The 13,009-nt window shown below is 44.7% G+C and carries 14 protein-coding genes; 10 read left to right on the top strand and 4 right to left on the bottom strand.

The annotated features are described in order from the left end of the window. Positions 1-209: 209 nt before the first annotated feature. From ccoN to uspE, 10 genes are all read left to right on the top strand, one after another. Positions 210-1,637 (top strand): cytochrome-c oxidase, cbb3-type subunit I, encoded by a 1,428-nt coding sequence (gene ccoN, locus A9237_RS00345; protein WP_009706109.1) that lies wholly within the window; start codon positions 210-212, stop codon positions 1,635-1,637. Between the two features lie 12 nt (positions 1,638-1,649). Further along, positions 1,650-2,270: a cytochrome-c oxidase, cbb3-type subunit II gene (ccoO, locus tag A9237_RS00350; RefSeq protein WP_005441610.1), complete on the top strand. Its 621-nt coding sequence runs from the start codon at positions 1,650-1,652 to the stop codon at positions 2,268-2,270. Between the two features lie 9 nt (positions 2,271-2,279). Continuing rightward, on the top strand, positions 2,280-2,456 hold the full coding sequence (locus A9237_RS00355; protein WP_009706108.1) for a cbb3-type cytochrome oxidase subunit 3: 177 nt from the start codon (positions 2,280-2,282) through the stop codon (positions 2,454-2,456). Then, entirely contained in the window at positions 2,456-3,430 is a 975-nt protein-coding gene (gene ccoP / locus A9237_RS00360) for a cytochrome-c oxidase, cbb3-type subunit III (protein ID WP_005441609.1), read from the top strand. Before A9237_RS00355 ends, ccoP begins: the two co-directional genes overlap by 1 nt. An 89-nt stretch (positions 3,431-3,519) precedes the next feature. Next, positions 3,520-3,996, top strand: coding sequence for a FixH family protein (locus A9237_RS00365; protein ID WP_078607079.1), 477 nt, complete (start codon positions 3,520-3,522; stop codon positions 3,994-3,996). Positions 3,997-4,000: 4 nt separating this feature from the next. After that, a complete protein-coding gene (locus tag A9237_RS00370; protein WP_078607081.1) occupies positions 4,001-6,364 on the top strand; it encodes a heavy metal translocating P-type ATPase in 2,364 nt (787 codons plus the stop codon). 14 nt (positions 6,365-6,378) lie between these two features. Beyond that, positions 6,379-6,543, top strand: a complete 165-nt coding sequence (ccoS, locus tag A9237_RS00375) for a cbb3-type cytochrome oxidase assembly protein CcoS (RefSeq protein WP_005429857.1) — start codon at positions 6,379-6,381, stop codon at positions 6,541-6,543. A 9-nt stretch (positions 6,544-6,552) separates the two neighbouring features. Continuing rightward, complete coding sequence (locus A9237_RS00380) at positions 6,553-7,230, top strand: sulfite exporter TauE/SafE family protein (RefSeq protein WP_078607083.1); 678 nt, start codon at positions 6,553-6,555, stop codon at positions 7,228-7,230. Between the two features lie 90 nt (positions 7,231-7,320). Beyond that, on the top strand, positions 7,321-8,067 hold the full coding sequence (locus tag A9237_RS00385; protein WP_005429849.1) for an FNR family transcription factor: 747 nt from the start codon (positions 7,321-7,323) through the stop codon (positions 8,065-8,067). A 181-nt stretch (positions 8,068-8,248) separates the two neighbouring features. Then, a complete protein-coding gene (gene uspE / locus A9237_RS00390; protein WP_005441604.1) occupies positions 8,249-9,196 on the top strand; it encodes a universal stress protein UspE in 948 nt (315 codons plus the stop codon). A 125-nt stretch (positions 9,197-9,321) separates the two neighbouring features. Here the strand turns inward: uspE and ttcA are convergent, their stop codons facing one another. From ttcA to A9237_RS00410, 4 genes are all read right to left on the bottom strand, one after another. Continuing rightward, positions 9,322-10,215: a tRNA 2-thiocytidine(32) synthetase TtcA gene (gene ttcA, locus A9237_RS00395; RefSeq protein ID WP_005441601.1), complete on the bottom strand. Its 894-nt coding sequence runs from the start codon at positions 10,213-10,215 to the stop codon at positions 9,322-9,324. A gap of 198 nt (positions 10,216-10,413) precedes the next feature. After that, positions 10,414-11,076, bottom strand: a complete 663-nt coding sequence (locus A9237_RS00400; RefSeq protein ID WP_078607085.1) for a DUF2987 domain-containing protein — start codon at positions 11,074-11,076, stop codon at positions 10,414-10,416. A gap of 17 nt (positions 11,077-11,093) precedes the next feature. Continuing rightward, complete coding sequence (locus tag A9237_RS00405; RefSeq protein WP_078607087.1) at positions 11,094-11,930, bottom strand: glucosaminidase domain-containing protein; 837 nt, start codon at positions 11,928-11,930, stop codon at positions 11,094-11,096. After that, positions 11,923-12,720 carry a DUF2189 domain-containing protein gene (locus A9237_RS00410; RefSeq protein WP_005441595.1) on the bottom strand — a complete coding sequence of 266 codons (798 nt, stop codon included), beginning with the start codon at positions 12,718-12,720 and terminating at the stop codon, positions 11,923-11,925. The genes A9237_RS00405 and A9237_RS00410 overlap by 8 nt, the downstream gene beginning before the upstream one ends. Positions 12,721-13,009: the final 289 nt, after the last annotated feature.

The following is a 13,009-nucleotide window of genomic DNA, read 5'->3' on the forward strand; positions in this document are numbered from 1 at the left end:
TGATTTCCAGAGGCCTTGTAAGGTTACTACTCTGTCATTGAATTGTTAATTCAAGTATAGTGTCACGCTGAAAATGCCACTTTTTATTAAAGTCAGCAATGGAAATAAAGTGATGATAACACTTGAATTCTAGAGTTTACTTGGGTGGTGTTACGACGCAAGTCGTGTTGGAAGTAAAGTGTAGTTAATTAGAAATTGGAAGCATGCAAATGAGCCAAGTAAAGCAGCTTGAACAAAACTACAACTATACAGTCGTTCGCCAATTTACCCTTGTGACCATTTTATGGGGCATAGTTGGTATGGCTGTTGGTGTTTTGATTGCCGCTCAGTTAGTTTGGCCACAGCTAAACTTTGATACGCCGTGGTTGACGTACAGTCGTTTACGTCCATTGCATACTAATGCGGTAATTTTTGCGTTTGGTACCAGTGCCCTGTTTGCGACATCTTATTATGTCGTTCAGCGCACCTGTCAAACTCGTCTTTTTGGTGGCCCACTCGTTGCCTTCACCTTTTGGGGTTGGCAAGCAATCATCTTAGCCGCAGCAATCACCCTACCTTTAGGTTTAACCTCTGGTAAGGAATATGCTGAGCTAGAATGGCCAATCGATATCGCAATCGCGATTGTATGGGTGTCATACGCGGTCGTGTTCTTCGGAACATTGGTCAAACGTAATACCTCTCACATCTACGTGGCTAACTGGTTCTTCGGCGCCTTTATCCTCACAGTAGCAGTACTTCACATCGTGAACAGCATGGCTATCCCTGTGTCACTTGGTAAATCTTACTCGATTTACTCTGGTGCAGTGGATGCGATGGTTCAATGGTGGTACGGACACAATGCGGTAGGTTTCCTACTGACCGCTGGTTTCCTAGGTATGATGTACTACTTTGTCCCTAAACAAGCTGAACGTCCTGTTTACTCTTACCGTTTATCTATCGTTCACTTTTGGGCACTGATCTCTCTATACATTTGGGCTGGCCCTCACCACCTGCATTACACAGCACTACCAGACTGGACTCAGTCTTTAGGTATGGTGATGTCTTTGGTTCTATTCGCTCCGTCTTGGGGTGGTATGATCAACGGTATTATGACGCTGTCTGGCGCATGGCATAAGCTTCGCTACGACCCTATCCTGCGTTTCCTAATTGTTTCATTGTCTTTCTACGGTATGTCTACTTTCGAAGGTCCAATGATGTCAATCAAGACTGTAAACGCGTTATCGCACTACACAGACTGGACCATTGGTCACGTTCACTCCGGTGCATTAGGTTGGGTTGCAATGGTTTCAATTGGTTCTGTATACCACCTTGTTCCACGTCTATTTGGTCAAGAGCGCATGTACTCGGTTAGCCTAATCAATGTTCACTTCTGGTTGGCGACTATTGGTACTGTTCTTTACATCGTAGCAATGTGGATCTCTGGTGTAATGCAAGGCCTAATGTGGCGCGCAGTTAACTCTGACGGCACACTAACTTACAGCTTTGTTGAATCTGTAGAAGCATCTTACCCGTTCTACTTCGTGCGTTTCCTAGGTGGTTTCATCTTCCTATTCGGTATGTTCTTAATGGCATACAACACGTACAAAACGGTAACTGCTCCTAAAGAAAGCCTAAAAGCTATCCCTCAACCGGCATAAGGAGATTAAAGAATGAGTAATAATTCGAATAATCGCCACGAAATCCTAGAACGTAATGTCGGTTTGTTGGCAATTTTCATCGTCTTTGCAATCAGTTGGGGTGCGCTTGTAGAAATCACTCCTCTGATTTTCCAGAAGCAAACGACGGAGCCTGTAGAAAACCTACGTGCTTATACTCCTCTGGAAATGGAAGGTCGTGACATCTACATCCGTGAAGGTTGTAACGTTTGTCACAGTCAGATGATTCGTCCTTTCCGCTCTGAAACAGAGCGCTACGGTCACTACTCTGTTGCTGGTGAAAGCGTTTGGGAACACCCATTCCTATGGGGTTCTAAGCGTACTGGTCCAGATTTGGCTCGTGTTGGCGGACGTTACTCTGACGAATGGCATCGTGTTCACCTTATTGATCCACGTGAGCTAGTACCTGAATCAAACATGCCTGGTTTCCCTTGGCTTGAAGAGAACGTACTAGACGGCAAACTAACGCAGAAGAAACTAGAAATCTTCCGCAACCAGTTTGGTGTTCCGTACACGGATGAACAAATCGCGAATGCGGCTAAAGAAGTAGAAGGTAAAACAGAGATGGATGCAATCATCGCTTACCTTCAGTCTCTTGGTCATGCAATGAAGTAAGGGGGTCATATGGATTTCGGTACAATTCATAGTATTTATACCGTTGTACTCTTCGCGAGTTTTATTGGCATCGTTTGGTGGGCATTTGGTAAGAAGCGCAAAGCACGCTTCGAGGAAGATGCTAACTTGGTGTTTGCCGACGAAGAGCAAAAAACGACCCCAAATAACCAAGGAGTGAAGAAGTAATGACTACATTCTGGAGTCTCTGGATTATCGTGATTACTGTCGGTACGCTGGTAGGCTGTGCGATTCTCCTTACTTGGTGCGCAAAAGATAAAATGGGCGTCGAGGAAGGGGAAGACATGGGCCACGAGTACGATGGTATTCGCGAGCTTAACAACCCTCTACCTAAATGGTGGACATACTTATTTGTGAGCACATTTGTGTTTGCAGCTGTATATCTGACCTTATTTCCAGGTCTAGGCAGCTTTAAAGGTGTCCTTAACTGGCAGAGTTCAGATCAAACCGTACGTACGTTGGAAGAATCAAAAGAAGCCATCGCACGAGCACAAGAAAACAAACAACTTAACCAATACGCTAAAGAGCTTGATGATGCTGATGCTTACTTCGGTGAAGCATTCCGCGCTCTTGCTCACAACGCAGATGGTCTACGCCCTATCCCTGAGATTGCGCAAGACCCTGAAGCGATTAAAGTTGGTCAGCGTTTGTTCCTACAGAACTGTTCGCAATGTCATGGTTCTGATGCTCGTGGTCAGACAGGTTTCCCTAACCTAACTGACGACGCATGGTTGTATGGCGGTGAGCCAGCGGCTATCGTGACTACTATCATGCAAGGCCGTATCGGTCAGATGCCAGCGTGGAAAGATGCACTTGGCGAACAAGGTGTTCAAGAAGTTGTAAGCTACACGCTAAGCCTGTCTGGTCGTAAGGTGAATGCACGTGAAGCAGAAGCTGGTAAAGCTCGCTTTGTCGTGTGTGCAGCTTGTCACGGCACTGATGGTAAAGGTAACCCTGCTGTAGGCGCACCTGACCTTACTGACCAAGACTGGTTATTCGGCGATTCACGCGCTGCAGTAACAGAAACAGTTATGAATGGTCGCTCTGGTGTGATGCCAGCTTGGAAGGACATTCTAGGCGAAGACAAAGTTCAACTTGTCGCGGCATACGTCTGGAGTTTAAGCAACTCTGACAATAAGTAACATTTCAATAACAGCCCCTTTCATAGGGGCTGTCTTTCCTTTAAATTTAAAGCCTTACATTTTTTCATTTAGCTGTTGAGAACTTTTTTATGGTAAAGCCTTGGTATAAACAATTTTGGCCGTGGTTCCTGATCATCCTGCCTCTAACTGTTGTGGTATGGACAATCGTTACAGTGGTCGTATTCGCCAACAACTCTGTTTCTTTGGTCGCCGAGGATTACTATAAAAAAGGCAAAGGTATCAACATCGACATCAGTAAAATGAATGTCGCTCGAGACCTTGGTCTTAACGCTACCGTTTCGTCAGATGACAACACGGTGGTTATCTCCTTCAACAAAGGAGAATTGCCACACTTCCCTGCACTAACCGCTACATTCACGCACCGTACTCTACCAGATCGTGACTTTACTAAGCTTCTTACGGCTGATGCGACTGGTAATTACCGTTTAACGCCTGAAAGCTCCATTCAAGGCCCTTGGTTTGTCGAACTTGAACCACATAACAAAGCATGGATGATTCAAGGTCGAGTCGAGTTCCCAGCACAACCAACAACTTTGATGAAGTAAGTCTATGTGTAAATCCTGTTATCACTGTGGTGAAGATGTACCAGCCAACACGGATTTCAAAGTAGAAATATTGGGTGAAATTCGCGACATGTGTTGTCCGGGCTGTGAAACCGTGGCTCAGACTATTGTCGATAGTGGTCTTGTCTCCTATTACCAATACCGTACTGCACCAGCAGAAAAGGCGGATCTAGTCCCTGAGCAACTCCAAGCCCTTATCCATTATGACAACGAGGACGTTCAGTCAGAATTTGTTCGTAACCATGAGAACACTTCTGAAGTCACGCTCTCGTTGGAGGGCGTCTCATGCGCCGCTTGTGCTTGGTTGATTGAAAAACAAGTGTCGGGTGTTAAAGGCCTAGTCTCCATTCGTGTAAACACCACGACTAACCGTGCTCTACTCGCTTGGGATAAAACTCAAGTTCGACTTAGTGAACTGCTGTCGGTCATTCATAAACTCGGTTACAAAGCCGCCCCTTTTGAAGCAGATAAACAAGAAGCGGCTTACCACCATACGATGAAACAGTACCTCTATCGTTTGGGTATTGCAGGTCTCGCCACCATGCAAGTTATGATGCTCGCAGTCGCGCTGTATTTGGAAGTCTTTGGTGATTTAGAGCCCGAGTTTAAAAATTACTTCCGCTGGGTGAGCTTAATTTTTGCAACCCCTGTACTCCTCTATTCCGCGCTCCCTTTCTATCTCAATGCATGGCGAAGCATTAGGGGTCGAACGCTTGGGATGGATGTTCCAGTCTCTATTGCATTGATCTTCGCTTATGTGGCGAGCTTAGTTGCAACAGTGACTGAACAAGGCGAAGTTTTCTTTGAATCTATCTCGATGTTTACCTTCTTCTTGTTGGTTGGCCGATTCTTAGAAATGCGAGCTCGTCGTAAAGCAGCGGCAGCGAGTGGTAACCTTCTTAAGCTCATCCCTGCGATTGCTACAACGTTAGATGGTGAACAAATCCCAGTGAAAACGTTGAAGATAGGCGATCGTATCCGTGTTCTTCCTGGCGAGCACATTCCTGCCGATGGTAAAGTGATTTCTGGCCGTATCCATATCGACGAGTCGATGCTTACCGGTGAGTCGGTTCACGTGGTTAAGAAAGCCGGAGATGCGGTTTACGCCGGCACATTGAATGGCGAGGAGTCGTTTGAGTTAGAAGTGACGAACTCGAAAGCAGACTCAATGATTTCTAACATTGTTCGTCTTCAGGACGAAGCCCAGCATTCTAAGCCAAAAATCGCTGAAATCGCTGACGTCGTGGCTCGTTATTTCGTAGGCGCGATATTAATCATTTCCGCAGGTACTTGGTTCTACTGGCATCAGACTAAACCTGATGATGCGTTCTGGATTATGCTGTCTGTCTTGGTGGCCACTTGCCCATGTGCCCTATCTTTGGCAACCCCAACCGCACTAACTTGTGCTACTTCTCGTATGGGCAACTTTGGTATTTTGCTGCGTAAAGGTCATGTATTCGAAACTCTATGTAAGATTAATCATCTTGTCGTGGATAAGACCGGCACCTTGACTAAAGGCGATATAGAAATTAGTCAAACCCAGACCTTTGCTGGCTTCAATGAAACTAGCGCACTTGCGATTGCATCGGCACTTGAAGCACACGCAAACCACCCGATCGCTCGCGCATTCTCTGGTTTTGGTCAAGAAGACGTTACCGTAAGCGATGTTCAAAACATCATTGGCTCTGGTATTCAAGGTGTATGGCACAACAAGACGGTAAAAATCGGTAGTGCCACCTTCGTAGTTGGTGAAAACCGAGATGAGAGTAACGCTGTGTATCTTTCTGTAGCCGAAGAGCACGTTGCGATCTTCTATTACCGCGACCCTATTCGTAAAGAGAGTAAAGCATTCATTCAACGCTTTGCAGACGCCGGTATCAAAACAACCTTGTTGACAGGTGACTCACTGCAAAATGCGCAGCCTGTTGCGAATGAAATGGGTATTGACCATGTGATCGCATCGGCAAAACCAGAAGACAAACTCGCGTATCTTAAAGGGCTAGATAAAAACGACATCACCATGATGGTTGGTGATGGTATCAATGATGCACCAACACTAGCTGGAGCTCACCTATCCGTTGCGATGGGTGGTGGTACGGATGTCGCTAAAGCTTCTGCAGATATGACGCTTCTTGGTGACAATTTAGAGAAGCTGTTAGAGGCTAGATTGCTTGCAATACGTACAAGAAAGATAATCCGAGAAAACTTGGCTTGGTCTTTGGGCTACAACCTGCTAATTTTGCCACTGGCAGTTGCAGGCTTAGTCGCTCCGTACGTTGCTGTAGTGGGTATGTCAGCAAGCTCTATTATTGTTGTATCCAACTCGTTGCGACTGCTTAAAGAGAAGTAAGTGAGAGATCAAACATGGAAAGTCTTTACATATTAATCCCTATCGCCATTGTATTGGTCTGTGTCGCCGTTGCCATCTTCCTTTGGGCCGTTCGTAGTGATCAGTTCGAAGACCTAGAGCGACAAGGTCACAACATTCTTCTTGATGAAGACGAAAAACCAAACAATAAAAAACAATAGCGTTACTCTATGAGTCCAGATTTTATTGGCGCGTTCATGATCGGTCTCGTTGGGGCCGGTCATTGTATGGGAATGTGTGGCGGTATCGCCTCGTTACTCTCCATGGGTGCACCGAACAACAAACCATCTTCTTCTATTCCTCTTTTCTATAATTTTGGCAGGCTTTCTAGCTACGCTCTGTTTGGCGCTATTGTTGGTGGTGCTATATCAGGCCTGTCAGAATTGAGCGGTTTAACCCAATCTCTCGCTTGGCTTCGATTTGTCGCTGCAATTTTCATGATCTTAGTTGCGCTCTACATTGCCAAATGGTGGCAAGGACTGCTTGTTGTTGAAAAAGCAGGTCAGTATATCTGGAAGTTTATCTCCCCTGCAGGCAAGCGCCTGTTGCCGCTAAAACATCCGACGCATGCGTTCCCGTTTGGTTTTATTTGGGGATGGCTACCATGTGGCTTAGTCTACTCAGCACTCACATGGTCTGCAGTTTCAGGGAGCGCATTGAACGGTGGATTAATCATGTTGGCGTTTGGCTTGGGTACTCTGCCCTCGATGCTCGCGATCGGATACGGCGCCACTCATTTTCAGAAACTGCAAAAGTCGTTAATATTTAGAAACATCTCAGCATTAATCCTCATAAGTTATGGCGTGTATACTGCCGCCGGAGCTATGCGAATGCTTGGTTTCATATAATATGAAAGTCGTTTTCGATAATTTTTTTGCTACCCTTTAGAAGTAAGCAGTGATAAAATATTGATGTATATCAAATAGTGAAAGGTTGTTATGATTTCTGAAAAACCTGCAACAAAGCGTATCCAATCAGGCGGTTGCGCGATTCATTGCCAAGATTGTAGCATTAGCCAACTGTGTATTCCGTTTACTCTTAACGAGTCTGAACTGGATCAGTTGGATCAAATCATCGAGCGTAAAAAGCCAATCCAAAAAGGCCAAGAGCTTTTTAAAGCAGGTGATGAGCTAAAATCTCTGTACGCTATCCGCTCTGGTACTATCAAGAGCTACACCATTACAGAACAAGGCGATGAGCAAATCACTGCGTTTCACTTAGCGGGTGACCTTGTAGGTTTTGACGCAATCACAGGCGATCTACACCCAAGCTTTGCTCAAGCACTTGAAACATCAATGGTTTGTGAGATTCCTTACGAAATCCTTGATGACCTATCAGGAAAGATGCCTAAACTTCGCCAACAGATCATGCGTCTGATGAGTAACGAAATTAAAGGCGACCAAGAGATGATCCTTCTTCTTTCTAAAAAGAACGCTGAAGAGCGTCTTGCGGCTTTCCTATACAACCTATCGACACGTTTCTCTCAACGTGGCTTTAGCCCAAGAGAATTCCGTCTAACCATGACTCGTGGTGACATCGGTAACTACCTTGGCTTGACAGTTGAGACCATCAGTCGCCTACTTGGCCGCTTCCAGAAATCTGAAATTCTGAGCGTAAAAGGTAAGTACATCACCATCTTAGACCATGATGCATTGATGGAACTTGCTGGCGTCAGCAAAGACTAATTTGCCCTATCAATTGATGTAGCTCGAAAATGAGCTACATCATATTTCTTCTAAAATCCCTTCGAAAGTCCTCAAATTCTTCCTCAAACTGAGCTACAGTAAAAATGTACCTTGTGTACTCCAATATACTGATTTACCTTATATTCGGTATTTGGTTTTACAATAATAAGTGGGCTTAGATATGAGTATATACAGTAAGATCCTTGTTGTTGCTGACATCAATAATGATGAGCAGCCAGCACTTGCAAGAGCAGTTCAACTCGCTCGAAAAAGTGTATCCAGAAGCCGAATCACTTTCTTTCTGTCAATCTACGATTTTTCGTATGACATGACCTCAATGCTGTCGGTCGATGAAAGAGATGCTATGCGTCGCGGTGTTATCCACCAACGTGAACAATGGATGCGTAAGATAGCCCAACCGTATTTAGACGATAGCTTCGACTTTGATGTTTGTGTTGTTTGGCATAATCGCCCTTATGAAGCGATCATTGCTGAAGTCTTTGCTGGCGGTCACGACATCGTTATTAAGGGAACGCGTAAACACGATGTTCTAGAATCCGTCATTTTCACTCCTACAGATTGGCATTTGTTACGTAAGTGCCCTATCCCTGTGCTTCTAATTAAGAACTCCGATTGGCCAGAGCACGCGAAGATTCTCGCGTCTGTTCATGTTGGTTCGGAAAACCCCACGCACATTGATTTGAACGATTCAATGGTCGAGCGCCTTAAAGAAATCACCAATCGTCTCGATGCTGAACCGTATCTCGTTAATGCCTATCCGGTTACTCCGGCGAATATTACGATTGAATTGCCTGAGTTTGACCCAACAACTTACACAGATGCAGTTCGCGGGCACCACCTAACAGCAATGAAAGCACTTCGCCAAAAGCACGGTTTGGATGAAGAGCAAACAATCGTTGAACAAGGACTACCAGAAGACATCATCCCTGCAACGGCTGAAAAGCTGAATGCTGCAATGGTTATTCTTGGTACGACAGGTCGTACGGGGCTTTCGGCGGTGTTTATTGGTAACACAGCTGAGCATGTGATTGATAAAATCAATTGCGACGTACTGGCATTAAAACCAAACGGTTACATCAGTCCGCTCGATCCGAATACAGCGACATAACAGCGCTTGTTTTTGAAATAATGTAGAAATGAAAATCCCCCAATTGTTGGGGGATTTTTTTATTTTGTTCACGGCCCTAAGCACGCAAACTAAAAAGGAGGCTGATTTAGCCCCCTCTTTTCGAATTAGATGTTGGTTACATCGATGAACATTGATTCGTCGATGTTTGTCGAAGAAACTACAGCTTCACTGAATTCGTATTCTTCGCGATTTCCTTCACGGTCCAGTGGAAGGTTTTCAAAGTCGAACAATTCACGGTCAGCAAGCTGGCTCGGGCTTACGTTCTGGATTGACTTGAAGATAGCTTCTACGCGACCAGGTGTTTTCTTATCCCAATCGATCAACATTGCTTTAATCGATTGACGTTGAAGGTTCTCTTGAGAGCCACACAGGTTACAAGGAATGATTGGGAACTCTTTGTGCTCTGCGTATTTGATCAGGTCTTTCTCACGGCAGTAAGTCAACGGACGAATTACAACGTTACGGCCATCGTCTGAACGAAGCTTTGGCGGCATCGCTTTAAGGCGTGAGCCATGGAACATGTTCAAGAACATAGTCTCAACAATGTCGTCCATGTGGTGACCAAGTGCTAGTTTCGTCGCTCCGATCTTCTCAGCGAAAGAGTAAAGCGTACCACGGCGAAGACGCGAACATAGGCCGCAAGTCGTTTTGCCTTCTGGCACTTTCTCTTTAACCACCGAATAAGTGTCCTTGTCTACGATGTAGTAAGGAATGTTCAGTGTTTCAAAGTAATCTGGAAGAATGTGCTCAGGGAAACCTGGCTGTTTCTGGTCAAGGTTAACCGCAACCACTTCAAACTTGATTGGTGCTGCCTTTTGTAGATTCAACAGGATATCAAGCATCGCAAATGAATCTTTACCACCACTAATACATGCCATCACAACATCGCCTTCTTCGATCATGTTGTAATCAGTAATGGCATTTCCAACATTTCTTCTTAGACGCTTCTGAAGTTTGTTGAATTCTAGGGTTTCTTTTCTTGTATCTACTTGGTTCATTGCGGGCTCTCACATCGCCGATAAATCGACTAGGGCTTCCTAACATGGGTTTCTATGGGGCGTGGATTATACGAGCTTTTTACGCAGGATTAAATGTTTGTGTGACCGAGTCGTCAATAAATGCACTCTAAAACAGCGCGATGGGCAATAAAAATAAAAAAGAGCCGCAATTGCAGCTCTTCAAAAATCAAATCACGATTATTTTTTCGCGTTTGGTAGATAAGGTAGGACACGAGTCGTTGGCTGAGGCAAAGTCATATGACCTCCTACCCCAATGTCACTCAAAGCCACCTGAACTTTACCATTCACAATGGCTTTTTCTGTGCCATCGGAGAATGTGATAGTGTCATTCAAGTCATCCGCAAATTCCATGGTCACACCTTTTACCTCTGGAGTGAACCAACCTGCAAACATACCGCCTAGATCTTCAAGCAAAGCCTGCATTTGTGGCATCAATGGCGTAAGTTGTTCGTAAGACACGTTACCCTGTAATGGCTCTTTAGTCATCACAACTAAAGAGTAATCACATCGCGTGTCTTTCGGCGTTTGGACGAAGACAAGTGGGTTCGCAGACTTCAAGTTCTTGTCAATCGGAATGGGAAGCTCTTTAGAAGCCGGAATAACAAACTCTTCGTAATGCTCTTCTTTTTCCATCCATGCTTTTTCTATATCACACAGTTGCTTGGTTTCCGCATCGACAAAAAAGACACCGACTTTAACGTCGTCATGTCCTTCTTTCGCATTGTTCTTCAATTGTGTGTAGAGCTTAGAATACGTAAACATGTATTCTTGCGCGTGAGTTGCAGGCGATGCTAAGACCAGTACCGCACTGCCTAGTAAACTTAGGCTTAACTTCTTCATCCGATCCGTTATTTCTTCTATTGTGTCCAGTAAGCGTTATTGTGACGAATCATCGCACGTAAGTCATTAACGTAAGCGATGCCACGTTCGGAATACGCGAGCAAACCATGAGTTAGCTCTGATGCCGTCGCCACAGATAACAAATCCTTGTGTTTCCCTGCTAAGTTAGCGCGAATGTCGCGTAAATCAGCGTAAGCACGGTTGCGATTCACATTCATAAAGTAGCCGTGCACCGACTCTTGTACTGTGTCGAATTTTTCTACTTCATGCGTTTTTCCTGCCCCACGATGTGCCGGGACAATTCCGCAGCCCTTCTTATAACACCATTGACCAAACAAGTTGTTTGCTTGAGTAGCAAAACGAGAGGTTCCCCACGCAGATTCATTGGCGGCTTGGGTTAAAACCAGCGCCTCTGGTAACACGTTGACACGCTTGAACATTTCATCTAGCCAAACTTGTGTCACCGTGCCTTCTTGCAATGGGTAAGAGTAAAGCGAAGCCAAACGTTCAGCGTAAGAGGTTTGTTCAGCGCTCACCTTGCCGATTTTTAAAGACGTTAGGAATGCACGTTCTTTCTCGATTCGTTGATTTTCTAACGCTATTTTCGGTCGAAGGAAGTCGAAGAACGCTGTCTTCTTATCTTTCGTGTCCTTAATCGAGTTGAAATCTGGAATGTCACCAATATAAGGGAGGTTAGACAAGTCTGGGTGTGTTACCGGGCCATGTACCACCTGCGAGTCAATCGCATTACGATATTCGCGGTCGTAGTGCAAATATGGTCCTACAGAAACAAAAGTGGCGGCTATTGTGATAGCCGCCACTCGTAAACTCATTGATTTTAAAGATTTAGGCATCAAACACCTGAGAGTTACCATCGTGATCGTTATCATTTTGCTGTGTTGCTACGATCTTTAACTTGATACCAAACATCTCGCGGTACAGGATTCCCTTCAAATGGAAGAAGAACGGTAGCACGAAGATCAAGCCAATTCCGTAGAACATTGCAGCAACAATAAACATCAACATCACGCCTAAGTAAAGCCCTGCGACGACAAAAAGCTTCTTGTTGATTGCACGAAGTGACAAAAGAAGTGACTGCATTGGCGGCACTCTTTTCTCACAAATCAATAAGATAGAATGACTAAACGCTAAAGAAAGATACAGAGACAGCAATGGGAAAATCATTCCCGCCACACCCTGCATCATCAAGCTAAACAGCGTTGCTAGAATCACTGGTACCGTAAACTGAAGACCTTTGCCCACATGACGGATCTTGGTTCGTAACCCAGCAACGTGGCTCATCGCCATTAAGCTGATACCAGCATAAATTGGCGCGCTGATCACTTCGTAACTAAAGTTAGCCACATAAATAGCGGAAACGATGTCAGTGGTGAAAGATTCTGGGTCTTGAATAGCATCAAGGATTACGCCTGGATCACCCAGTTGAAGTTGCAGTGCGATATAGAAGATACCCAACTGTACGAAAAGCAAAAGAATAATCGCAGGTGAGAAGGACAAAAACTGTTGAATGGTGGTGCGCCAAGCTTCACTAAAAACGGCTGCTGCTTTTAGTTCATACTTGCCAGAAAGAGCTCGCTCTACACTCCCTCCAAGATTGAAATCTTTCTCAAAATCGTTGTTCATATTTAATCCAAGGCTAACTTGTAAGATTTTTTCTGGAAAACCAGTTAATTAATAAGGGCGTCATTATAAAGAAATCTTTCCATGTCTAAAATCATAAGTCGGCCTCAATACTTGCAAAATCTGCTATTTGGTCGATAATTAACCACTCGCAAATCCATGAAATTGAAAACATTTGCTGAAGAAATTAATGCCTTGCTTATGTATAGCGGAAAATTGAATACCCCCATAAAAACAGTATGGTAAGGAATGTTTACTTTTTCCTGCAAAATTTTTTCTGTTTCAAGATAAG

The sequence above is a fragment of the Vibrio owensii genome (assembly GCF_002021755.1).
GTDB classification, from domain to species: domain Bacteria; phylum Pseudomonadota; class Gammaproteobacteria; order Enterobacterales; family Vibrionaceae; genus Vibrio; species Vibrio owensii.